The organism is Pseudomonas sp. GM25 (assembly GCF_000282255.1).
GTDB classification, from domain to species: domain Bacteria; phylum Pseudomonadota; class Gammaproteobacteria; order Pseudomonadales; family Pseudomonadaceae; genus Aquipseudomonas; species Aquipseudomonas aphyarum.
The window spans coordinates 1-22,463 of sequence record NZ_AKJQ01000005.1; the positions used below are offsets into that span (position 1 = coordinate 1).

Here is a 22,463-nt window from a genome sequence, read left to right on the forward strand (position 1 = left end):
ACCTATTTCAGGACTAGACAGTGAAAATCAGTGCTTGCTGTCTTGGGCGGACATCGCCAGCAGCTGTTTTTCCTGGTTCCAGTCGAACGGTTCGTCGTTCTGTTCGGCTTCGTAGCGGCGTTCTTCCAGCGCCTGATACATGTCGATTTCTTCGTCGGACAGGTAGTGCAGGCAGTCGCCGGCGAAGAACCACAGCAGATCCCGCGGGATCAGGTGGGCAATTTGCGGGTAACGGGTAATCACTTGAGTCAGGATGTCCTGGCCCAGGTATTGGCTTTCGATCGGCTCGATCGGCAGGGATGCCAGCAGTTCGTCGAAACGCTCCAGGAACAGGGCATGGCTTTCTTCGGGAACCTGATCGGCCTCACCTACGGCGACCAGGATACTGCGCAGGTGGTCGAGCAAAACCAGATGATCGGCAACGACGTTGGACACGAGATAAGTCCTCAAGAGCAAAACGGGCGCGGGAGTATAAAGCCCCTGCGCCCGTTTTTCACTGATTGAAGGGATCAGCGGATTTTGCCGTCCGCCGGTTTCAGTTGCTCCTTGTCGAAATCATCGACATCGATCACCTTGCGCCGCGCCGCTTCGGCATCACGCAGGGTCTGGGCTTCCACGGCCTGCAGCACTCCGGCCTCCAGCGCCGCATCGATGGCGTGTTCGCCGGCGACCGGTTTGACCTGACCGCTCTTGAGCGAGGTGTGCAGTTTCTTGTGCAGCGGTTGCGCAGCGTTCAACTGATCGCAGGCGTGCTGCAGCGCACCGACCGCATCGTCGGCCGATTGCGGGCGATAGCAGCCGGCAAGCAGTTCTTCCAGCGCCGGATCGCCCTTGGCCCGGCCGATGACTGCGGCCACTTCGGCGCCGAGCCTGTCCGACGGGCCTTTATGACGGCGACCGAACGGGAACACGATCACTCGCAGCAGGCAGCCGAAGACCCGGTTCGGGAAGTTGGTCAGCAGTTCATCCAGCGCTTTTTCCGACTGGCCGAGGCTTTCTTCCATGGCCCATCGGAACAGCGGTTCCATGTACGCCGGGGAATCGAGGTCGTGATAACGCTTGAGCGCCGCCGAGGCCAGATACAGGTTGCTCAGCACATCACCCAGACGCGCCGACAGACGCTCGCGGCGTTTCAGTTCGCCGCCCAGCAGCATCATGCTCAGGTCGGCGAGCATGGCAAACGCGGCAGCCTGACGGTTGAGCGCACGGAAATAACCCTGGCTGAGTTTGTCTCCCGGCGCATGTTCGAAATGGCCGAAACCGAGGTTCAGCACCAGCGTGCTGGCGGCGTTGCTCACGGCAAATCCGATGTGCTTGAGCAGCAGGCCGTCGAATTCCTTGAGCGCCTGATCCTTGTCCTCGCGTCCGGCGAGGGCCATTTCCTTGAGCACGAACGGATGGCAGCGGATCGCGCCCTGGCCGAAGATCATCAGGTTGCGCGAAAGAATGTTTGCGCCTTCCACGGTGATGAAGATCGGCGCACCGTTCCAGCTGCGGCCCAGGTAGTTGTTCGGGCCCATGATGATCGCTTTGCCGCCGTGCACATCCATCGCGTGGCTGATGCACTCGCGACCGCGTTCGGTGAGGTGGTACTTGAGGATCGCCGACAGCACCGAAGGTTTCTCGCCCAGATCCACCGCGTTGGCGGTCAGCATCCGCGCGGCGTCCATCATCCAGGCGTTGCCGCCGATGCGCGCCATGGCTTCCTGAATGCCTTCGAATGCTGACAGCGGCACGTTGAACTGTTCACGGATCTGCGCGTATTGCCCGGTCACCAGACTGGTGAACTTGGCCGCGCCAGTGCCCACTGCCGGCAAGGAAATCGAACGCCCGACCGACAGGCAGTTCATCAGCATCATCCAGCCCTTGCCGAGCATGTCCTGGCCGCCGATGAGGAAGTCCAGCGGGATGAACACGTCCTTGCCGGAGTTGGGGCCGTTCATGAACGCAGCGCCCAGCGGCAGGTGGCGTCGACCGATTTCCACGCCGGGAGTATCGGTCGGGATCAGCGCCAGGCTGATGCCCAGGTCTTCCTTGTCGCCGAGCAGGTGATCCGGGTCATAGGCCTTGAAGGCCAGGCCGAGCAAGGTCGCGACCGGGCCGAGGGTGATGTAGCGTTTTTCCCAGTTCAGGCGCAGGCCGAGGGTTTCCTGACCTTCCCATTCGCCTTTGCAGATGATCCCGGTGTCGGGCATGGCGCCGGCGTCTGAACCAGCGAGCGGACCGGTCAGCGCAAAGCAGGGAATGTCGTCGCCCCGGGCCAGCCGTGGCAGGTAATGATTGCGTTGTTCGTCGGTGCCGTAATGCAGCAGCAGTTCGGCCGGGCCGAGGGAGTTGGGCACCATCACGGTGGAGGCGAGGTCGCCGCTGCGGGTCGCCAGTTTCATCGCCACCTGGGAGTGGGCGTAGGCGGAGAAGCCCTTGCCGCCGAATTCCTTGGGAATGATCAGGGCGAAGAAACCGTGTTCCTTGATGTGAGTCCAGGCTTCGGGCGGCAGATCCATCGACTGGCCGATCTGCCAGTCGGTGACCATCGCGCAGAGTTCTTCGGTCGGGCCGTCGATGAACGCTTGTTCCTCGTCAGTCAGTTGCACCTTGGGATAGGACAGCAGCTTGTCCCAGTCCGGACGGCCGCTGAACAGTTCGCCGTCCCACCACACCGTGCCGGCATCGATCGCGTCGCGTTCGGTCTGCGACATCGGTGGCAGGGTTTTCTGGAACCAGCTGAACAGCGGCGCGGTGAAGTGTTTGCGGCGCAGGTCAGGCAACAGCAGCGGGGCGGCCACCAGGGCCAGCACGACCCAGAAAATCAGCAGCAACCAGCCCGGTGCGTGGCTGAAAACTCCCATCGCCAACAGGTAAGCGGCAACGATGCCCAGTGCCGGCAGCGGGGCGATGCGCCGGTGGGCCAGATACGCCACGCCGACGATCAGAACCAGTATCCACAACAACAGCATATTTAATCCTCCGTGAACCAGGGCGAACCGACCCACCAGAGCTTAGACGGCATCTGCAAAACGGGGCGGTCAGAGCAAGGTGATTGAAATCGTGGGAAACCCCGGATGTCTTTTGTAGGTTCGGTGGGCAACACGCGTGGGAAATCGTTCGCCGCTTCCGCGTCTTTGCGTGCATGTTTGGCCGAAACGTCGTTATCTCTGTGCTGAACCACTCGCTAGACTCGGGGCTCAATCAGGAGAATGTCGTCATGCACGAGTATCTGAGCCCCGGCCGCTTCATCGATAGTGACCACCCCTCGGTGGTGGAGTTCGCCGAGCAGCACCGTGGTGCCAGCCGCGATCCGCTCGCGCAGGCGATCAGTCTTTATTACGCCGTGCGCGAGGCGGTGCGTTACAACATGTACACCTTCAGCCGCGACCCGCAGACCTTGCGCGGCAGCTACGCGCTGGCGGCGGGTGAGAGTTATTGCGTGCCCAAGGCCACGTTGCTCGCCGGTTGTGCGCGCCATTGCGGGATCCCCGCACGCATCGGTCTGGCGGATGTGAAAAATCATCTGTCGACGCCGCGTCTGCTTGAATTGCTGAGAAGCGAAGTGTTCGCCATGCATGGTTATACCGAGCTGTTTCTCAATGATCGCTGGGTGAAAGCCACCCCCGCGTTCAACCAGAAGCTCTGCGAAATGTTCAACGTTGCGCCGCTGGAATTCGATGGCGTGAACGACAGCGTTTTCCACCCGTACAACAGCGATGGCGCGCTGCTGATGGAGTACCTGGTCGATCACGGCCAGTTCGCCGATGTACCGGAATCTTTTTTCTTCGAACATCTGCAGAAATGTTATCCGCACCTGTTCAACGATCAGCAGACGCCACTGTCCGGTGACATGCGCGGTGATGTCGGCAGCCTCTGATCCGGCGTATGCTGCCTGCCCATTTACTGGAAAAGAGGCGGTCATGCTGAAGATCTGGGGTCGCAAGAATTCGTCGAATGTCAGAAAGCCGTTGTGGGCTGCCGAAGAGCTCGGGCTAGCCTACGAGGCCATCGATGCCGGTGGCGCGTTTGGTGTGGTCGACACGCCGGAGTACCGGGCAATGAACCCGAACGGGCGGGTGCCGGTGATTCAGGACGACGGTTTTGTGTTGTGGGAATCGAATGCCATCGTGCGTTACCTGCTGGCAAAACATGCGGCCGATACCTCGTGGTATCCGGCGGATCCGCAGACCCGCGCCACCGCTGACAAGTGGATGGACTGGACGACTTCCAGTTTTGCCGGACCGTTTCGCACGGTGTTCTGGGGCGTCCTGCGTACCCCGGCAGACAAGCAGGACTGGCCGGCAATCCACGCGGCGATCAAAGAATGTGACGGCTTGCTGGCGATGGCCGATCAGGCGCTGAAGCACCAGCCGTATCTGTCCGGCAATGAAATCGGCATGGGCGATATCCCGCTCGGCAGTTTCATTTATGCCTGGTTAGAGATGCCGATCGAGCGCGCGCCACAGCCGAATCTGGAGGCCTGGTACGCGCGGTTGAAGCAGCGTCCGGCGTATCAGAAAGCAGTCATGACCGCGTTGACTTAATACCTACTATCGACACACTTGACTGTACTTGTGCGGCGACGGCAAGCACCATTGCGCTCGAGCGCTGCGGTTGTCTTCCTCGCCGCCGGCCTTTTATCAGTCCTTTTTTCTTCACTGGGTGCGTAAATCCGATATGAGTTCCGCTCTGTCCATCCGGCAGCTAACCAAAACCTACGGCAACGGGTTCCAGGCCTTGAGTGGTATCGATCTGGACGTCGCCGAAGGTGACTTCTTCGCCTTGCTCGGCCCCAACGGCGCCGGCAAATCCACGACCATCGGCATTCTCTCGACCCTGGTCAACAAGACCAGCGGCACCGTGAATATCTTTGGCCACGACCTGGACAAGAACCCGGCGGCGCTCAAGCGCTCCATCGGCGTGGTACCCCAGGAATTCAACTTCAACCAGTTCGAAAAGACCTTCGACATCGTCGTGACCCAGGCCGGTTACTACGGCATTCCGGCGAAGATCGCCAAGGAACGCGCCGAGCAGTACCTGACCCAGCTCGGCCTATGGGACAAGCGCGATGTGCCGTCGCGTTCGCTGTCCGGTGGCATGAAGCGTCGCTTGATGATCGCGCGGGCGCTGGTGCATGAACCGCGTCTGCTGATCCTCGATGAACCGACCGCCGGCGTCGACATCGAACTGCGTCGCTCAATGTGGACGTTCCTCACCGAACTGAACCAGAAAGGCATCACCATCATCCTCACCACCCACTACCTGGAAGAGGCTGAGCAGTTGTGCCGCAACATCGGCATCATCGACCACGGCACCATTGTCGAGAACACCAGCATGCGTCAGTTGCTCGGCCAGCTGCATGTGGAAACCTTCCTGCTGGATCTGAAAAACGGCCTGAGTGCTGCGCCGCAACTGGCGGGTTATCCGGCGCGTCTGCTGGACGGCCATACCCTGGAAGTCCAGGTCGACAAGTCCATGGGCATCACCGCGCTTTTCGGCCAACTGGCCCTGCAGAACATCGAAGTGCTGAGCCTGCGCAATAAAACCAATCGCCTCGAGGAGCTGTTCGTGTCCCTGGTGGAGAAAAATCTGTCGAAGGTGGCGGTATGAGTTCCGAGCTGCGCCCCAACCTCGTTGCCCTCAACACCATCGTTTACCGCGAAGTCAGGCGCTTCACCCGGATCTGGCCGCAGACCCTGCTGCCGCCGGCGATCACCATGGTCCTGTACTTCGTGATCTTCGGTAACCTGATCGGCCGGCAGATCGGTGACATGGGTGGTTTCACCTACATGGAGTACATCGTGCCGGGGCTGATCATGATGTCGGTGATCACCAACTCCTATGGCAACGTGGTGTCGAGTTTCTTCGGCAGCAAGTTCCAGCGCTCCATCGAAGAACTGATGGTGTCGCCAGTGTCGCCGCACACGATCCTGATCGGTTACACGATCGGTGGCGTCCTGCGAGGCCTGATGGTGGGTGTGATCGTGACGATCCTGTCGCTGTTCTTCACCCATTTGCAGGTACACCATCTCGGCGTGACGGTGCTGGTGGTGGTGCTGACGGCGACGATCTTCTCGCTGCTGGGCTTCATCAACGCCGTGTTCGCACGTAACTTCGATGACATCTCGATCATCCCGACCTTCGTGCTGACCCCGCTGACTTACCTCGGTGGCGTGTTCTATTCGATCACCTTGCTGCCGCCGTTCTGGCAGACCGTGTCGCTGGCCAACCCGGTGCTGCACATGGTCAACGCCTTCCGTTACGGCATCCTCGGTGTGTCGGATATCCGTATCGGCATCGCGATCACCTTCATGCTGGTGGCGACCGTGGTGTTGTATATCGGTTGTTCGCGGTTGCTGGTGAGCGGGCGCGGCATGCGCACCTGATCCCTTCAATGCTGCAATGAAAAACGGCCTCCCACAGTGGAGGCCGTTTTGCATTCACGCCTGACGTCTTTTCTTGCGCCGCGCCCATTGCCGGGCCACCCACCAGCGCCAGTACATCATCACCAGACAATAGGCGAGGGCGCCCAGTGCCAGCCCGACCACCACCGAACCGAGCAGGAACGGTTGCCACAACGTCGAGAGCTCGCCGCTGATCCATTCCCAGGTCAATTCATCGGGGAGCGTGCGTGCGGGCACATCCATCAGCCAGGCCCCGGCCTGATACGTGCAGAAGAACACCGCCGGCATGGTGATCGGATTGGTCAGCCAGACCAGACTGACGGCAATCGGCATGTTGCCGCGCACCATGATCGCGAGGACAGCGGCCACCAGCATTTGCGCGGGAATCGGCAGGAACGCGGCGAACAGGCCAACGGCCATGGCGCGGGCTACCGAGTGTCGGTTGAGGTGCCAGAGGTTCGGGTCATGCAGCAACGTGCCGAGAAAGCGTAAGGATTTGTGTTCCCTGATGCTCGTCGGGTCGGGCATGTAACGTTTGAATAAGCGCCGGGGCATAAGGCTTCTCGGTCGGTTAAGGCGGCAAGTATGTCTGGATTCTACGAACCGCCCATTCAGACTTTGTGACAATTGATAACGACGGTTGTGCCTCGCAACCGCTATGCCTGAAGGTGGGACTCTCAAGGACGGGCTTATGCGCACAGGGATGATGGCGCTGGCGGTCGGTCTGCTGGCTCCGGTTTTTTTGCCGGCCTTGCCGCCGGTCGGGTTATTGCTGGTGTTGCCGTGGGTGGCGCTGATGCTGCTGCCGTTTCGCAGCTATCCACTGGCGTTTTTACTGCTTGGATTCGCATGGGCGGGTTTCAGCGCGCAGATGGCGCTGAATGATCGACTGCCTTCCCGGCTGGATGGCGAAACGCGCTGGGTGGAAGGGCGGGTCGTCGGCTTGCCGCAGAATGCGGAGGGCGTCGTGCGCTTCGAACTGGCCGATGCGCGCTCGCGTCACGAGAAACTGCCGTCGCTGATGCGTCTTGCCTGGTACGCCGGGCCTGAGGTCAGCAGTGGCGAACGCTGGCGACTGGCGGTCAAGCTCAAGCGCCCCGGCGGGCTGCTCAATCCGGATGCGTTCGATTACGAAGCCTGGCTGCTGGCGCAGCGCATCGGCGCTAACGGGACGGTGAAGGATGGCGAGCGCCTGGCGCCGGCTCATTGGGCTTGGCGCGACAGCATCCGTCAGCGCCTGCTGGCGGTGGATGCTCATGGACGCAACGGAGCCCTGGCCGCGTTGGTGCTCGGCGATGGCTCGGGACTCAGTCGCGAAGACTGGCAGACCTTGCAGGACACCGGCACCGTGCACCTGCTGGTGATTTCCGGCCAGCACATCGGGCTGTTGGCGGCGTTGATGTATGCGCTGGTCGCCGGACTGGCAAGGGTCGGAATCTGGCCATTGCGCTGGCCCTGGCTGCCTTGGGCGTGCGGCCTGGCATTCACGGCGGCGCTGGGTTACGGCCTGCTGGCCGGATTCGACGTGCCGGTTCGGCGGGCCTGCGTGATGGTTGCGCTGGTGTTGTTGTGGCGTTTGCGCTTTCGCCATCTCGGTGCCTGGTGGCCGTTGCTGCTGGCCTTTAATGGTGTGTTGTTGATGGATCCGCTGGCCAGTCTGCGTCCGGGGTTGTGGCTGTCCTTTATCGCGGTCGCCGTGTTGATCTTCACCTTCGGCGGCCGTCTGGGGCCGTGGCGCTGGTGGCAGACCTGGACGCGCGCGCAGTGGCTGATTGCAATCGGCTTGTGCCCGGTGCTGGTGGCGTTGAGTCTGCCGATCAGTCTCAGCGGGCCACTGGCCAATCTGCTGGCGGTGCCGTGGGTCAGTTTCGCGGTGCTGCCACCGGCATTGCTGGGCACATTGCTGCTGCCGATTCCTTATGTCGGGGAAGGGCTGCTGTGGCTGGCCGGCGGACTGATCGACGGATTGTTCCGTGCATTGGCCCTGATTGCCGGTCGTTGGCCAGCGTGGGTGCCGACGACGATGGAGTGGTGGGTCTGGGCGCTGGGAGGTCTTGGTGCCCTGTTGTTATTACTGCCCCGAGGCGTTCCCTTGCGTACTTTGGGCTGGCCGTTGCTGCTGGTGCTGGCATTTCCGCCCCGGGAACGCCTGGCCGAAGGCGTGGCCGATGTCTGGCAACTGGATGTCGGCCAAGGTCTGGCGATACTGATCCGCACCCGGAATCACACCTTGCTGTACGACAGCGGCCCGCGTTTCGGCGACTTCGACCTCGGTGAGCGAGTGGTGCTGCCGGCATTGCGCAAACTGGGCGTGGAACACCTCGACCTGATGCTGCTCAGCCATGCCGATGCCGATCATGCGGGTGGCGCACTCGCCGTAGCGAAAGGACTGCCGGTCCGCCGGGTCATCAGTGGCGATCCGCCGGGTCTGCCCAAAGCACTGAACGCCGAAGCCTGTGAAAGTGGTCGGCAATGGCAGTGGGACGGCGTTGCCTTTCATCTATGGCAATGGGCCGACGCCCACGACAGTAACCAGCGTTCCTGCGTGTTGCAGATCGAAGCCAACGGCGAACGGTTGCTGTTGACCGGCGATATCGACAGCGCCGCCGAGCGGGATCTGCTCAACAGCGCGCTGGCAGTTCAAACCCAGTGGCTGCAAGCCCCGCACCATGGCAGCCGCAGTTCCTCATCGATGGCCTTGCTCAAGGCTTTGCAGCCACAGGCCGTGCTGATTTCCCGAGGGCAGGGCAATTCGTTCGGCCATCCGCACCCGACGGTCATTGCCCGCTACCGCAAACAGGGCATACACATCCATGACAGCGCCGATCAGGGCGCCATTCATCTGCAACTGGGGCGGTTTCAGCCGGCCCGGTCGATGCGTCAACAACGCCGCTTCTGGCGTGACCCGCCGTTGCCGGGGGCGGAGTACCGTTGAGCACGGTCGTCGGGGCGACGGGTCTTTATCGCGAACCGGTATGGTAAAGTGGCGCACTTTTTCGAGGGGGCTGTCACTGTGTGGGAATTGGTCAAATCCGGCGGCTGGATGATGTTGCCGATCATTCTGAGTTCCATCGCCGCCATGGCGATCGTCGCCGAGCGCCTGTGGACCCTGCGCGCCAGTCGCGTCACCCCTGAGCATCTGCTGGGTCAGGTCTGGGTCTGGATCAAGGACAAGCAGCTCAACAAGGAAAAACTGAAGGAACTGCGCGCCAACTCGCCGCTGGGTGAAATCCTCGCCGCGGGCCTGGCCAACTCCAAACATGGTCGCGAGATCATGAAAGAGTGCATTGAAGAAGCGGCCGCCCGGGTCATCCACGAGCTGGAACGCTACGTCAACGCGCTGGGCACCATCGCTGCCATGTCGCCGCTGCTCGGTCTGCTGGGTACGGTGCTGGGCATGATCGACATTTTCAGCGCCTTCACCGGTTCCGGCATGACCACCAACGCTTCGGTGCTGGCCGGCGGTATTTCCAAGGCCCTGATCACCACCGCTGCGGGCCTGATGGTCGGTATTCCGGCGGTGTTCTTCCACCGTTTCCTGCAACGCCGCATCGATGAACTGGTGGTGGGCATGGAACAGGAAGCGATCAAACTGGTGGAAGTGGTGCAGGGCGACCGTGACGTCGATCTGGCCGGGGAAAAAGCGTGAAGTTCCGCCGCAAGCCCCGGGAAACCATCGACATCAACCTCGCGTCGCTGATCGACGTGGTGTTCATTCTATTGCTGTTTTTCGTCGTGACCACCACCTTCACCCGCGAAACCCAGCTGCGCGTCGACCTGCCGGAAGCGGTCAGCGGCTCGCCGGCCGAGGATCAGCAGGTCAAGCAACTGGACGTGGCCATCAGCGCCGAAGGCGTGTTCTCGGTGAACAACAAGATTCTGCCGAAAAACGATCTGGCGACCCTGATGGAAGCCATGCAGAAAGAAGCCAACGGCGACACCAACATGCCGTTGTCGATCAGTGCTGACGGCAAGACTCAGCACCAATCCGTGATCACCGCCATGGACGCGGCCGGCAAGCTCGGTTTCAGCCATCTGCGCATGACCACGGTCGAGGCGGCGCCCAAATCCTGATGGCCATGTCCGATCGTCTGCTCGCCGCGTGGTATCAGGGGCATCCGGCCCTGACGCTGTTGCGGCCGCTGGAGTGGCTGTACCGCCGCGTCGTGGCCGGCAAGCGTCAGCGTTTTCTCGACGGCGAGGGTGAGATCTATCAGTCGCCGGTGCCGGTGATCGTGGTTGGCAATATCACCGTTGGCGGCACCGGCAAGACGCCGATGATCCTGTGGCTGATCGAGCATTGCCGACGTCACGGGTTGCGGGTCGCCGTGGTCAGCCGTGGTTACGGCGCCAAGCCGGCGCAACTGCCGTGGCGGGTCGAAGCTGACCAGACTGCCGACATCGCCGGCGACGAACCCTTGCTGATCGTGCAGCGCACCGGCGTACCGCTGATGATCGATCCTGATCGCAGCGCCGCCGTCAGAGCCCTGCTGGACAGCGAGCCGCTGGACCTGATCCTGTCCGATGACGGCATGCAGCATTACCGCCTCGCGCGGGATCTGGAACTGGTGCTGATCGACGCCGCCCGTGGCCTTGGCAACCAGCGCTGCCTGCCCGCCGGCCCCCTGCGCGAACCGGCCGAGCGTCTGCAAAGCGTTGACGGCGTGCTGTTCAACGGCGCCCTCGAGGATCGCGACGGCGGATTCGCTTTCCGCCTCAAACCGTCGGCGCTGGTCAATCTGCGCAGCGGCGAACGCCGGTCGCTCGATCATTTCCCGCCCGGTCAGGCCGTGCACGCGGTCGCCGGAATCGGCAACCCGCAACGTTTCTTCAATACCCTCGAAGCGCTAGACTGGCGGCCAGTGCCCCACGCGTTTGCCGACCACGCCGAATACAGCGTGCAGGCCTTGAGTTTCACGCCGTCATTGCCAGTGGTGATGACTGAAAAGGACGCGGTGAAGTGCCGTGCCTTTGCCGCCGATGACTGGTGGTACCTAGCGGTCGATGCGGTGCCGTCGCCGGCCTTCGTGGCCTGGTTCGACACGCAGTTGATGCGCCTGTTGCCGGATCGTCTTTTGCCTTAATCTGTTTTTATCCAGGGAATGTTCATGGACACCAAATTGCTCGACATCCTCGCCTGCCCGATCTGCAAAGGCCCGCTCAAGCTCAGCGCCGACAAGACCGAACTGATCAGCAAGGGCGCCGGCCTGGCGTACCCGATCCGCGACGGCATCCCGGTCATGCTGGAAAGCGAAGCCCGCACCCTGACCACCGACGAGCGTCTGGATAAATGACCATTGCCTTCACCGTTGTCATCCCGTCGCGTTACGCCTCGACCCGCCTGCCGGGCAAGCCGTTGCTGGATATCGCCGGCAAGCCGATGATCCAGCACGTCTGGGAACAGGCGAGCAAAAGCAGCGCCAGCCGTGTGGTCGTGGCCACCGACGATGCGCGCATCGTCGAGGCCTGCAAGGCTTTCGGCGCCGAAGTGGTGCTGACCCGTGAAGATCACAACTCCGGCACTGACCGTCTGGCCGAAGTGGCCGCGAAGCTGGGTCTGGAGCCGGATGCCATCGTGGTCAACGTGCAGGGTGACGAACCGTTGATCCCGCCGAGCGTGATCGATCAGGTCGCCGCCAACCTCGCGGCCCACACCGAAGCGCGCATGGCCACCCTGGCCGAGCCGATCGAGGACGTCGAAACCCTGTTCAACCCGAACGTGGTCAAGGTTGTCAGCGACCTCAACGGTCTGGCGCTGACCTTCAGTCGCGCGACCCTGCCATGGGCCCGCGATGCGTTCGCCAAGAGCCGCGATGTTTTGCCGGAAGGCGTCCCTTATCGTCGCCACATTGGCATTTATGCCTACCGCGCAGGCTTCCTTCAGGATTTCGTGAGCTGGGGTCCGTGCTGGCTGGAAAACACCGAATCCCTCGAACAGCTGCGTGCCCTGTGGCACGGCGTGCGGATTCACGTGGCTGACGCGTTGATCGCGCCGCCGACCGGGGTCGACACCGCCGAAGACCTCGAGCGCGTCCGTTGCCTGCTGGAGGCCTGATGCGCGTTCTGTTCGTGTGCCTGGGCAACATCTGCCGTTCGCCCACCGCCGAAGGCGTGTTGCGCCACAAGTTGCGTGAAGCGGGGCTGGCGGATCAGGTCGAAGTGGCCTCCGCCGGCACTGGCGACTGGCACGTCGGCAATCCGCCGGACAAGCGCAGCCAGGCTGCGGCCAAACTGCGCGGTTATGACCTGTCGGCGCAACGCGCTCAACAGGTCAGCCGCGCCGATTTCGCCAGCTACGACCTGATCCTCGCCATGGACAACAGCAACCTGCGCAACCTCAAGGCCTTGCAACCGTCCACCGGCAAGGCTGAGCTGGATCTGTTCCTGCGCCGCTATGCAGGCGTGGTCGATGAGGTGCCGGATCCGTATTACGACGGCGATCAGGGTTTCGAGCAGGTGCTGGATCTGATCGAGCGTGCCTGCGATCAGCTGTTGATCGAAGTGAAGGGGCGGTTATGAGTTTGCAGGTGCAACCGCAGGTTTCCCTGAAACCCTTCAATACCTTCGGCGTCGACGTTCGCGCGCAGCTGTTTGCCGAAGCCCACAGTGACGCCGATGTGCGCGAAGCCCTGGCTTACGCGACTTCCCACGATGTGCCGTTGCTGGTGATTGGCGGCGGCAGCAACCTGTTGCTCACGGCGGACATCCCGGCGCTGGTGCTGCGCATGGCCACTCGTGGCATCCGCGTCATCAGCGACGACGGCAACCGCGTGGTGATCGAAGCCGAAGCTGGGGAGCCATGGCACCCGTTCGTGCAGCACACGTTGGCGCAGGGTTTTTCCGGGCTGGAGAATCTCAGTCTGATCCCCGGCACCGTCGGCGCTGCGCCGATGCAGAACATCGGTGCCTACGGTGTCGAGATCAAGGATGTGTTCGCCGGCCTGACGGCGCTGGATCGCCAGACCGGCGAGCTGCGCGACTTCAGCCTGGAAGAGTGCAACTTCGTCTACCGCGACAGCGTGTTCAAGCAGCAGCCGGGGCGTTGGCTGATCCTGCGGGTGCGCTTCGCACTGGATCGAGTCGCGCATCTGCACCTGGAATACGGCCCGGTGCGGCAGCGCCTGACCGAGCAGGGCATCGAGCAGCCGACGCCGACGGATGTCAGCCGCGCCATTTGCAGCATCCGCAGCGAGAAACTGCCGGATCCGGCGGTGCTCGGCAATGCCGGCAGCTTCTTCAAGAACCCGCTGGTGCCGGCGGCCGTGGTCGCACAGATCAAGGCGCAGCATCCGGATCTGGTGGCCTACGCGCAACCGGACGGGCAGATGAAACTGGCGGCCGGCTGGTTGATCGAGCGCGCCGGCTGGAAAGGTTTCCGTGAGGCCGATGCCGGCGTGCATAAATTGCAGGCGCTGGTGCTGGTCAACTACGGCGCGGCAACCGGGCTGCAATTGCTCGATCTGGCCCAGCGCATCCAGAAAGACATTTCAGAACGTTTCAATGTCGAGCTGGAAATGGAGCCCAATCGCTATTGAGGCTACGCTTTCAAGGCTGAACCCAAAGCCCTGCACTATTTAAAAAGTGCAGGGCTTTTTTGTTAATCGCGGGTTAACGTAGCCAGCTAACGATACCAGTCATTTGCTCCACCAAAGGCCCGGTGCAGACGTTCCCGTCGGTACAAGAGAGCCTGATTAGCCTGAGCCCATCTGCGCGAACCACCACCGTCCCTGCGGTGGCAGATGGCTCGACCCCATAACCTCCATGAATATGCGGGCGTGCCCATGATTACCCTGAAACTTAATGGTCAAGACCATCCACTCGATGTCACCGAGGACATGCCGCTGTTGTGGGCGATCCGTGACGTCGCCGGTTACAACGGCACCAAGTTCGGCTGCGGTATGGGCCTGTGCGGTGCGTGCACCATTCATATCGACGGCGCGCCGGCGCGCAGTTGCATCACCCCGATCGGTTCGGTGGTCGGGCAGAGCGTGACCACCATCGACAACCTGCATGCCGACCCGGTCGGTCAGATCGTCCAGCAAGCCTGGCTCGACACGGCTGTGGCCCAATGCGGTTACTGCCAGGGCGGGCAGATCATGTCCGCCACCGCGTTGCTCAAGACCAATCCGAACCCGAGCGACGAGCAGATCGAAGAAGCGATGGTCGGCAACATCTGCCGCTGCGGCACCTACAACCGGATCAAGACCGCGATCCGTCAGGCCTCCACTCACCTGAAGGAGGCCAAGGCATGAGCCGTCTACCGAACGATTTTGCCCTGAGCAACCTGAGTCGCCGGGGCTTTCTCAAAGGCGTCGGCGCCACGGGTGCGCTGGTGCTGGCGGCGAGCTGGGGCTGGCAGGATGCGCTGGCCGAAGACAAGCCGAAGCAGTTCGGCGCCGACGGCATGCCCAACGGCTGGATCGACGATCCGAAGGTCTACGTCAGCATTGCCGCCGATGGCACGGTGACCGTGGTCTGCAACCGTTCGGAAATGGGTCAGGGCGTGCGCACCAGCTTGACCATGGTGGTCGCCGATGAACTGGAAGCCGACTGGGCGCACGTCAAGGTTCAGCAGGCGCCGGGTGATGAAGTGCGCTTCGGCAACCAGGATACCGACGGCTCGCGTAGCATGCGTCACTGGTACGAACCGATGCGCCGTTGCGGCGCCGCCGCCCGGACCATGCTGGAGCAGGCCGCCGCTGCGCAGTGGAAAGTGCCGGTCGGCGAATGCCGCGCGCAACTGCATAAAGTCATTCACACGCCGTCCGGGCGCGAGCTGGGTTACGGTGAGCTGGCCGCTGCGGCCAGTGCGCTGACAGTGCCGGCCCGTGACAGCCTGCGGCTCAAGCAACCGTCGGAATTCCGCTACATCGGCAAGGAAGGCACCAAGGCCATCGACGGTGCCGACATCGTCAATGGCCGCGCGGTATATGGAGCCGACGTGCATTTCGACGGCATGCTGTTCGCGGTCATTGCGCGTCCGGCGGTGTACGGCGGCAAGGTCAAGTCGGTCGACGACAGCGCCGCGCTGAAAGTGCCGGGCGTCCTCAAAGTCATCCAGATCGAACCCCGGCCATTGCCTTCGGAATTCCAGCCTTTGGGTGGCGTGGCCGTGGTGGCCAGCAACACCTGGGCGGCATTGAAGGGGCGTGAAGCGTTAAAGATCGAGTGGGACGATGGCCCGAACGCCACTTATGACTCGGTCGCCTATCGCAAGGAGATCGAAGCCGCTTCGCTGAAACCGGGCAAAGTGGTACGCAACACCGGCGACATCGACAAAGCCATCGGCAGTGCAGCCAGCACGCTCGAAGCCTCTTATTACTTGCCGCATCTTGCTCAGGCGCCGATGGAGCCGATGGTCGCCATCGCCCGTTACAAGGATGGCACCTGCGAGGCATGGGCACCCAGCCAGGCGCCGCAGGTCACCCGCGAGCGCATCGCCGAACGCCTGGGGCTGCCGTTCGATAACGTCACCTTCAATGTCACGCTGTTGGGCGGTGGTTTCGGCCGTAAGTCGAAACCGGACTTCGTCGTTGAAGCTGCCGTGCTCGCCAAGGAGTTTCCTGGTAAAGCAGTGCGTGTGCAGTGGACCCGGGAAGACGACATCCACAACTCGTATTTCCACACCGTGTCCGCCGAATACCTCAAGGCCGGCGTGGGCAAGGACGGCTTGCCTTCCGCCTGGCTGCACCGCACGGTGGCGCCGAGCATAACCGCGTTGTTTGCGCCGGGCATGAATCACGAAGCTGCGTTCGAGCTGGGCATGGGCTTTACCAACATGGCCTACGCGATTCCCAACGTGCGCCTGGAAAACCCTGAAGCCACGGTGCATACGCGGGTCGGCTGGTATCGCTCGGTGTCGAACATTCCCCATGGTTTCGCGATCCAGAGTTTTGTCGACGAACTGGCGCACAAAGCCAAGGAAGATCCGCTCAAGTACCAAATCAAATTGCTCGGACCGGATCGGCAGATCGACCCGCGTACGCTCAGTGAAGAATGGAACTACGGCGAATCCCCCGAGCGTTATCCGATCGACACCGGGCGCATGCGCACCGTGCTGGAAACGGCAGCCAAGGCGGCAGGTTGGGGGCGTCAATTGCCCAAGGGCCGTGGCCTGGGGCTGGCCGTGCATTACAGCTTCGTCACCTACGTGGCGGCGGTGATCGAAGTCGAGGTCAAGGACGACGGCACGCTGATCGTGCACAAGGCCGATATCGCCGTGGATTGCGGCCCGCAGATCAACCCCGAGCGGATCCGTTCGCAGTTCGAAGGCGCGTGTGTGATGGGCCTGGGCAACGCCGTGTGGGGTGAAATCAGCTTCAAGGACGGCAAGGTGCAGCAGGACAACTTCCATATGTATGAAGTGGCGCGCATGTCGCTGGCGCCGAAGGAGGTCGCGGTGCATCTGGTGACGCCGCCGGGCGAGGTGCCGCTGGGCGGTGTTGGTGAGCCGGGCGTGCCGCCGATTGCGCCGGCGCTGTGCAACGCTATCTTTGCCGCCACCGGTCAGCGCATCCGCAACCTGCCGGTGCGTTACCAGTTGCAGGGCTGGCAAAAGGCGCAAGCGTGATGGACAGCGCCGATCTTAATGTCCTGCGCAGCGTGCTCGAATGGCGCCGCGCCGGGCAGCGGGTAGTGTTGTTTTCGGTGGTGCAGACCTGGGGCACCGCGCCTCGGGCGCCCGGCGCGATGCTGGCGTTGCGCGAGGATGGCGTGGTGATCGGTTCGGTGTCCGGCGGTTGCGTCGAGGACGATCTGATCGCCCGGCTGCACGATGGGCGGATTCCCGCCAACGGACCGCCGGTGCAGTTGATCACCTACGGCGTAACGCAGGAAGAAGCGGCGCGCTTCGGCCTGCCTTGCGGCGGCACCCTGCGCCTGACCGAGGAGCGGGTCGGCGATCCAGCATGGGTCGCCGAGTTGCTGGACCGTTGCGAGGCTCACGAAATCGTCGCGCGCGAGCTGAACATCGGCACTGGCGAGGTGGTGTTGCGACCAGCCGGCAAGACTGACACCTTGAGTTTCGACGGCCAGACCCTGCGTGCCATTTACGGCCCGCGCTGGCGCCTGCTGTTGATCGGCGCCGGGCAGTTGTCGCGGTACGTGGCCGAGATGGCGCGGCTGCTGGATTTCGAAGTGCTGATCTGTGATCCGCGTACCGAGTTCGTCTATGGCTGGGAAGAGCAGCATGGGCGGTTTGTGCCCGGCATGCCGGACGAGGCGGTGCTGAATATCCAGACCGATGAACGCACTGCGATTGTCGCGCTGACTCACGATCCACGGCTGGATGACATGGCGCTGCTTACGGCGCTCGACTCCAAAGCGTTCTACGTCGGTGCACTCGGCTCGCGGGTCAACAGCATCAAGCGCCGGGAAAATCTCGCTGAGCTAGGCTTGTCAGTAGCGGCCATCGCTCGTTTGCACGGGCCGATCGGTTTGCATATTGGCAGCCATTCCCCGGCGGAAATCGCCTTGTCGCTGTTGGCGGAAATCGTCGCGATCAAGAATGGTGTCGAGCTCAAGCAGAAGAAAACAGTGGAGAGTGTATGAGCCGATCCATCGGAGTGATTGTGCTGGCGGCGGGCGAGGGCAGCCGCTTTCGCGAGGTGGCGGGTGCCGATAAGGACAAGCTGCTGGCCGATTGCACCGGGCGTGATGGCGCGGTGCGTTCGGTGATCGAGCAGGTGTTGGTCAACCTGCCGGCGAGTCTCGATCAGCGAGTGCTGGTGACGACCGAGGCGCGGCCGCAGGCGATGCGCATGGCGCAGGCTTACGGGTGTGACATTGTCTCGATCGAGACCACGGGAATGGGCGACAGCATCGCGGCGGGTGTGGCGGCTTGCCCGGATGTCGATGGTTGGCTGATTGTGCTGGGCGACATGCCGTTCATCCTGCCGTCGAGTATTGAGCGGGTCGTGGCGGCGATTGCCGAGGATGCGGTCAGCGTACCGACGTTGAACGGTGACTATGGGCATCCGGTCGGATTTGGTCGCTCGTTCGCCGCAGGGCTGATGGCTTTGTCCGGTGACCGGGGCGCCAGACCGCTGTTTGCCCAAGGACGGGTGATTGAAGTCGCGGTGGATGATCCGGGTGTGTTGTGGGATATCGATGTGCCGGATGCGCTGGTTTTCCCGCCATCCTGATAAAACCTTGAGGCATAAAAAAGCCCCGCCTGGATTACCAGGCGGGGCTTTTTATTGGCTTTTGGAATCAGACGAGGGGTTTAGGCTCGTGTTCTTTTTCCTGGGCCTCTTCGTGTTGCTCGACCGCTTCCTGAACGGAGCGTGGTGCTTCGGCAATCACGGCTTCAACGGCAGCTTCTTCAGCGACCGGGGCAGGAGCTGCCTCGACCACTTCGGCAACCATTGGCTCAGCAGAGACTGGAGCAGCAGCGGCAGCCAGTTCGGCTTCCTTCTGCAGACGCTCTTCTTCACGCTTGCGACGACGCACTTCACGTGGGTCGTTCGGCGCTCGACCGCTTGGGGTCAGGGCGCTGACCGGAGCAGCTTCAACCACTGGCGCTGGTGCTTCGGCTACTACTGGCGCTTCAACCACAGGGGCTTCAACGACCGGTGCCGGTTCAGCAACAACGACTGGCTCGGCAGCCTTGGCTTCTTCAACGACAGTCGCTTCAACCACTGGCGCTGGTGTTTCAGCGACAGCCGGCTCGGCGACCCAGTTGAATGCGGTCTGTTCTTCGCGAACTTCACGCACGGTTTCGGTCACGGTTTCAGCGACGGTTTCGACAACCGACTCTTCAACTACGGCTGGTGCTTCGAAGGTCACCGCTGGTTCGGCAGCCGCTTCAACCTGAGGCTGAGCTTCGCGAACCGGAGCCACTTCGACTTCCGGAGCGGCAGCTACTTCTACCGGAGTGGTTGCTTCAACAACCGGGGCTTCTACTGGAGCAGTTTCCAGAGTGGCAGCGGTGGCGCGTTCAGCTTGCTCGTGGGCCTGAGCTTCAGCCGGAGCGCTGATCACGGTGCTGGCAACAGCAGCGGTCACAGCCAGGCCAGCGGCCAGATCGGCAGTGCTTGGCGCTTGAGCGTTTTCGCCGGACTCGGATTCTTCCGAACCTTCGATCACGTTGCCGTTGGCATCACGCTGACGCTCGCGACGGTTGCTGCGACGACGCTGACCACGGGAGCGGCGGCGTGGACGATCGCCTTCGGCGTTCTCCGAACCGTCTTCCGGCAGTTGCTCTTCGTTGGTGGTGATTTCTTCTTCAGCGACGGCAGCAGCGGCCTGTTCGGCACGCGGTTGACGCTCTTCACGCGGAGGACGTGGCGCACGTTCTTCACGCGGCTGACGGGCCGGACGCTCTTCAGTGGTGGCAGCAACAGCGGCAGCGGCGGCTGGTGCAGCATCCAGAGGCTCGCGCAGTTCACGTACGCGTTCTTCACGCTCGCCACGCGGCTTGCGATCTTCACGCGGAGCACGTGGTGCACGTTCTTCACGAGGAGCACGCGGTGCGCGTTCTTCGCGGGCTACCGGTGCTTCGTCACGGGACTCGCGTGGCTCGCGGACTTCACGTGGTTCGCGCGGCTGACGCTCTTCACGCGGCTCACGTGGGGCGCGCTCTTCACGCGGTGCACGTTCTTCGCGCGGCTTGCGTTCTTCATCGCGGCGACCGTTACGGTTGCGGCTCTGCTGACGACCGTTGCGACGCTCTTCGTTGCGGGCCGGACGCTCGGCGGCTGGTTTTTCAACCACAACCGGAGCAACTGGCTCTTCCTTGGTGGCGAACAGGCTGACCAGCGACTTCACCAGGCCTTTGAACAGGCTTGGCTCTGGCGCGGCAACCGGAGCAGGTGCCGGGGCTGGAGCGGCGACTTCGGTCGGAACCGGAGCGTTGGCGCGGGCCGGAGCGGTCTTGACCGCGGCTTCCTGGCGAACCAGGGTGCGGGTCGCGGCGGCTGGCTGGACGTCTTCGACATCGGCGGCAGCGGCAGCGATTTCGTAGCTGGACTGGTTGGTCGCGGCTTCCGGGCTGTCGTCACGCAGACGCTGAACTTCGAAATGCGGGGTTTCGAGGTGATCGTTCGGCAGAATGACGATGCGGGCGCGGGTGCGCAGTTCGATCTTGGTGATCGAGTTGCGTTTTTCGTTGAGCAGGAACGCGGCCACCGGGATCGGCACTTGAGCGCGAACTTCGGCGGTGCGGTCTTTCAGGGCTTCTTCTTCGATCAGGCGCAGGATCGCCAGGGACAGCGATTCGACGTCACGGATGATGCCGGTGCCGCTGCAGCGCGGGCAGACGATGCCGCTGCTTTCGCCCAGCGAAGGACGCAGGCGCTGACGGGACATTTCCAGCAGGCCGAAGCGCGAGATGCGACCGATCTGCACGCGGGCGCGGTCGGCTTCCAGGCATTCGCGGACTTTCTCTTCCACGGCGCGCTGGTTCTTGGCAGGGGTCATGTCGATGAAGTCGATGACGATCAGGCCGCCGATGTCGCGCAGGCGCAACTGACGGGCGATTTCTTCAGCCGCTTCAAGGTTGGTCTGCAGGGCGGTTTCTTCGATGTCGCTGCCTTTGGTGGCGCGCGCCGAGTTGATGTCGATGGACACCAGGGCTTCGGTCGGATCGATGACGATGGAGCCGCCGGACGGCAGTTCGACGACGCGCTGGAAAGCGGTCTCGATCTGGCTTTCGATCTGGAAACGGTTGAACAGCGGAACGCTGTCTTCGTACAGCTTGATCTTGCTGGCGTACTGCGGCATCACCTGGCGGATGAAGGTCAGGGCTTCGTCCTGGGCTTCAACGCTGTCGATCAGCACTTCGCCGATGTCCTGGCGCAGGTAATCGCGGATGGCGCGGATGATCACGTTGCTTTCCTGGTAGATCAGGAATGGCGCGGAACGATCCAGCGAGGCTTCTTTGATGGCGGTCCAGAGCTGCAGCAGGTAATCGAGGTCCCACTGCATTTCTTCGCTGCTGCGGCCAAGGCCTGCAGTGCGCACGATCAGACCCATGTCGGCCGGAGCGACCAGACCGTTCAGCGCTTCACGCAGTTCGTTGCGCTCTTCGCCTTCGATGCGACGGGAGATGCCGCCGGCACGCGGGTTGTTCGGCATCAGAACGAGGTAACGACCGGCCAGGCTGATGAAGGTGGTCAGGGCTGCGCCCTTGTTGCCACGCTCTTCTTTTTCGACCTGAACGATGACTTCCTGGCCTTCGCTCAGGACGTCCTTGATGTTGACGCGGCCTTCGGGGGCTTTCTTGAAGTATTCGCGGGAGATTTCTTTGAGGGGCAGGAAGCCGTGGCGCTCGGAGCCGAAATCGACAAAGGCAGCCTCAAGGCTTGGTTCGATGCGAGTGATGCGGCCTTTATAGATGTTGGCCTTTTTCTGCTCGCGTGCACCGGATTCGATGTCCAGGTCGTAGAGGCGCTGGCCATCTACCAGTGCAACACGCAACTCTTCGGGTTGAGTTGCGTTAATCAGCATTCTTTTCATGTAGTACCGTCGGTTTCCGGGCTGCCGGAAACGGCGTTCGGCACACACGACTTCTCACGGTCGGTGTCAGGTGCGTCGGGAGTGGTTGGCCATTCCCGTGTCCAGCGATGTCCGGCCAATTGGGCCGTTATCGCGACGTACGCGTCCTGCTTGCTGTGGCTACTTAAGCACTCAGTCAGGAGGAGGAATCAACCGGTGGCTGTGGACGAGATGAAGCGTCTTGATAAAACCTGTTGCTACACAGTCCAGCGGTTGTGCATCTCCACCCTACACGTATCCCTGATAATTCGGGTGCTGCCGCGCGCAGAATCCGCAGCGGGTTGGCATTTACCGTGAGCTCCGAAAGGGGAGGTCACGCATCATGGCTAATTCAGGCGGTGTTTCCGGAGTCTTCGCTCGGGGTCATCCGCGGCTGACTGCACTTTGTGAACTGGCCGTGAATATGGCTCGCGTGGCGAGTCAAAACTCTGCTTTGCGGCGTGATTCAGGCCTCATGTCACCTGCGCTTGTTACAGCTGCAAACTCCACCGTTACGTAGCAAAAGCCCCGTAGGACGGCCTCGCGTCCTGGTGAATTGCGTTGGTCAGGGCCGGTTTTTGACCGTGGTTCCGCTGT

General features: G+C 62.2%; 20 protein-coding genes. 16 read left to right on the top strand and 4 right to left on the bottom strand.

Annotation, left to right across the window (positions count from 1 at the left end; genetic code table 11):
• Positions 1-27: 27 nt before the first annotated feature.
• Together PMI24_RS01425 and PMI24_RS01430 are read right to left on the bottom strand one after the other, a co-directional pair.
• Positions 28-435, bottom strand: a complete 408-nt coding sequence (locus PMI24_RS01425; RefSeq protein WP_007950758.1) for a PA2817 family protein — start codon at positions 433-435, stop codon at positions 28-30.
• A gap of 74 nt (positions 436-509) precedes the next feature.
• The gene (locus PMI24_RS01430; protein WP_007950759.1) at positions 510-2,957 is read right to left on the bottom strand and encodes an acyl-CoA dehydrogenase; all 2,448 of its coding nucleotides are present in this window, start codon (positions 2,955-2,957) and stop codon (positions 510-512) included.
• A 248-nt stretch (positions 2,958-3,205) separates the two neighbouring features.
• Here PMI24_RS01430 and PMI24_RS01435 point away from each other — a divergent pair, with 248 nt between their 5' ends.
• The 4 genes from PMI24_RS01435 (at position 3,206) to PMI24_RS01450 (ending at position 6,374) form a co-directional block, all read left to right on the top strand.
• A complete protein-coding gene (locus PMI24_RS01435; RefSeq protein WP_007950760.1) occupies positions 3,206-3,865 on the top strand; it encodes a transglutaminase-like domain-containing protein in 660 nt (219 codons plus the stop codon).
• Positions 3,866-3,908: 43 nt separating this feature from the next.
• On the top strand, positions 3,909-4,532 hold the full coding sequence (locus PMI24_RS01440) for a glutathione S-transferase family protein (protein ID WP_007950761.1): 624 nt from the start codon (positions 3,909-3,911) through the stop codon (positions 4,530-4,532).
• 133 nt (positions 4,533-4,665) lie between these two features.
• Positions 4,666-5,598, top strand: coding sequence for an ABC transporter ATP-binding protein (locus PMI24_RS01445; protein ID WP_007950762.1), 933 nt, complete (start codon positions 4,666-4,668; stop codon positions 5,596-5,598).
• A complete protein-coding gene (locus PMI24_RS01450; RefSeq protein ID WP_007950763.1) occupies positions 5,595-6,374 on the top strand; it encodes an ABC transporter permease in 780 nt (259 codons plus the stop codon). Before PMI24_RS01445 ends, PMI24_RS01450 begins: the two co-directional genes overlap by 4 nt.
• A gap of 54 nt (positions 6,375-6,428) precedes the next feature.
• On the opposite strand, the gene PMI24_RS01455 is transcribed toward PMI24_RS01450, so the two are convergent.
• On the bottom strand, positions 6,429-6,947 hold the full coding sequence (locus PMI24_RS01455) for a DUF2062 domain-containing protein (protein ID WP_007950764.1): 519 nt from the start codon (positions 6,945-6,947) through the stop codon (positions 6,429-6,431).
• Positions 6,948-7,083: 136 nt separating this feature from the next.
• Here PMI24_RS01455 and PMI24_RS01460 point away from each other — a divergent pair, with 136 nt between their 5' ends.
• The 12 genes from PMI24_RS01460 to PMI24_RS01515 all read left to right on the top strand — a co-directional run bounded on the left by PMI24_RS01460 (position 7,084) and on the right by PMI24_RS01515 (position 18,535).
• Positions 7,084-9,327 carry a DNA internalization-related competence protein ComEC/Rec2 gene (locus tag PMI24_RS01460; protein ID WP_007950765.1) on the top strand — a complete coding sequence of 748 codons (2,244 nt, stop codon included), beginning with the start codon at positions 7,084-7,086 and terminating at the stop codon, positions 9,325-9,327.
• A 78-nt stretch (positions 9,328-9,405) separates the two neighbouring features.
• Complete coding sequence (locus PMI24_RS01465; RefSeq protein WP_007950766.1) at positions 9,406-10,041, top strand: MotA/TolQ/ExbB proton channel family protein; 636 nt, start codon at positions 9,406-9,408, stop codon at positions 10,039-10,041.
• Positions 10,038-10,466 (top strand): ExbD/TolR family protein, encoded by a 429-nt coding sequence (locus PMI24_RS01470; protein WP_007950767.1) that lies wholly within the window; start codon positions 10,038-10,040, stop codon positions 10,464-10,466. The genes PMI24_RS01465 and PMI24_RS01470 overlap by 4 nt, the downstream gene beginning before the upstream one ends.
• Positions 10,466-11,476, top strand: a complete 1,011-nt coding sequence (lpxK, locus tag PMI24_RS01475; RefSeq protein ID WP_007950768.1) for a tetraacyldisaccharide 4'-kinase — start codon at positions 10,466-10,468, stop codon at positions 11,474-11,476. The genes PMI24_RS01470 and lpxK overlap by 1 nt, the downstream gene beginning before the upstream one ends.
• A 24-nt stretch (positions 11,477-11,500) precedes the next feature.
• Complete coding sequence (locus tag PMI24_RS01480; RefSeq protein WP_003174668.1) at positions 11,501-11,686, top strand: Trm112 family protein; 186 nt, start codon at positions 11,501-11,503, stop codon at positions 11,684-11,686.
• A complete protein-coding gene (gene kdsB, locus PMI24_RS01485) occupies positions 11,683-12,447 on the top strand; it encodes a 3-deoxy-manno-octulosonate cytidylyltransferase (RefSeq protein ID WP_007950771.1) in 765 nt (254 codons plus the stop codon). The genes PMI24_RS01480 and kdsB overlap by 4 nt, the downstream gene beginning before the upstream one ends.
• Positions 12,447-12,911 carry a low molecular weight protein-tyrosine-phosphatase gene (locus tag PMI24_RS01490; RefSeq protein ID WP_007950772.1) on the top strand — a complete coding sequence of 155 codons (465 nt, stop codon included), beginning with the start codon at positions 12,447-12,449 and terminating at the stop codon, positions 12,909-12,911. Before kdsB ends, PMI24_RS01490 begins: the two co-directional genes overlap by 1 nt.
• Positions 12,908-13,927 (top strand): UDP-N-acetylmuramate dehydrogenase, encoded by a 1,020-nt coding sequence (murB, locus tag PMI24_RS01495; RefSeq protein ID WP_007950773.1) that lies wholly within the window; start codon positions 12,908-12,910, stop codon positions 13,925-13,927. Before PMI24_RS01490 ends, murB begins: the two co-directional genes overlap by 4 nt.
• Before the next feature lie 246 nt (positions 13,928-14,173).
• Positions 14,174-14,644, top strand: coding sequence for a (2Fe-2S)-binding protein (locus PMI24_RS01500; protein WP_007950774.1), 471 nt, complete (start codon positions 14,174-14,176; stop codon positions 14,642-14,644).
• Entirely contained in the window at positions 14,641-16,962 is a 2,322-nt protein-coding gene (locus PMI24_RS01505; RefSeq protein ID WP_007950775.1) for a xanthine dehydrogenase family protein molybdopterin-binding subunit, read from the top strand. Before PMI24_RS01500 ends, PMI24_RS01505 begins: the two co-directional genes overlap by 4 nt.
• Positions 16,962-17,942, top strand: coding sequence for an XdhC family protein (locus PMI24_RS01510; protein ID WP_007950776.1), 981 nt, complete (start codon positions 16,962-16,964; stop codon positions 17,940-17,942). The genes PMI24_RS01505 and PMI24_RS01510 overlap by 1 nt, the downstream gene beginning before the upstream one ends.
• Positions 17,939-18,535, top strand: a complete 597-nt coding sequence (locus PMI24_RS01515; RefSeq protein WP_007950777.1) for a nucleotidyltransferase family protein — start codon at positions 17,939-17,941, stop codon at positions 18,533-18,535. Before PMI24_RS01510 ends, PMI24_RS01515 begins: the two co-directional genes overlap by 4 nt.
• A 67-nt stretch (positions 18,536-18,602) precedes the next feature.
• On the opposite strand, the gene rne is transcribed toward PMI24_RS01515, so the two are convergent.
• Positions 18,603-21,848: a ribonuclease E gene (rne, locus tag PMI24_RS01520; RefSeq protein ID WP_007950778.1), complete on the bottom strand. Its 3,246-nt coding sequence runs from the start codon at positions 21,846-21,848 to the stop codon at positions 18,603-18,605.
• Positions 21,849-22,463 lie beyond the last annotated feature (615 nt).

Bases quoted from the DNA above. Each gene is read 5' to 3' on its own strand.
- PMI24_RS01430 (WP_007950759.1), bottom strand. From the start codon at position 2,957: ATGCTGTTGTTGTGGATACTGGTTCTGATCGTCGGCGTGGCGTATCTG.
- PMI24_RS01435 (WP_007950760.1), top strand. From the start codon at position 3,206: ATGCACGAGTATCTGAGCCCCGGCCGCTTCATCGATAGTGACCACCCC.
- PMI24_RS01440 (WP_007950761.1), top strand. From the start codon at position 3,909: ATGCTGAAGATCTGGGGTCGCAAGAATTCGTCGAATGTCAGAAAGCCG.
- PMI24_RS01445 (WP_007950762.1), top strand. From the start codon at position 4,666: ATGAGTTCCGCTCTGTCCATCCGGCAGCTAACCAAAACCTACGGCAAC.
- PMI24_RS01450 (WP_007950763.1), top strand. From the start codon at position 5,595: ATGAGTTCCGAGCTGCGCCCCAACCTCGTTGCCCTCAACACCATCGTT.
- PMI24_RS01455 (WP_007950764.1), bottom strand. From the start codon at position 6,947: ATGCCCCGGCGCTTATTCAAACGTTACATGCCCGACCCGACGAGCATC.
- PMI24_RS01460 (WP_007950765.1), top strand. From the start codon at position 7,084: ATGCGCACAGGGATGATGGCGCTGGCGGTCGGTCTGCTGGCTCCGGTT.
- lpxK (WP_007950768.1), top strand. From the start codon at position 10,466: ATGGCCATGTCCGATCGTCTGCTCGCCGCGTGGTATCAGGGGCATCCG.
- PMI24_RS01480 (WP_003174668.1), top strand. From the start codon at position 11,501: ATGGACACCAAATTGCTCGACATCCTCGCCTGCCCGATCTGCAAAGGC.
- kdsB (WP_007950771.1), top strand. From the start codon at position 11,683: ATGACCATTGCCTTCACCGTTGTCATCCCGTCGCGTTACGCCTCGACC.
- PMI24_RS01490 (WP_007950772.1), top strand. From the start codon at position 12,447: ATGCGCGTTCTGTTCGTGTGCCTGGGCAACATCTGCCGTTCGCCCACC.
- murB (WP_007950773.1), top strand. From the start codon at position 12,908: ATGAGTTTGCAGGTGCAACCGCAGGTTTCCCTGAAACCCTTCAATACC.
- PMI24_RS01500 (WP_007950774.1), top strand. From the start codon at position 14,174: ATGATTACCCTGAAACTTAATGGTCAAGACCATCCACTCGATGTCACC.
- PMI24_RS01505 (WP_007950775.1), top strand. From the start codon at position 14,641: ATGAGCCGTCTACCGAACGATTTTGCCCTGAGCAACCTGAGTCGCCGG.
- PMI24_RS01510 (WP_007950776.1), top strand. From the start codon at position 16,962: ATGGACAGCGCCGATCTTAATGTCCTGCGCAGCGTGCTCGAATGGCGC.
- PMI24_RS01515 (WP_007950777.1), top strand. From the start codon at position 17,939: ATGAGCCGATCCATCGGAGTGATTGTGCTGGCGGCGGGCGAGGGCAGC.
- rne (WP_007950778.1), bottom strand. From the start codon at position 21,848: ATGAAAAGAATGCTGATTAACGCAACTCAACCCGAAGAGTTGCGTGTT.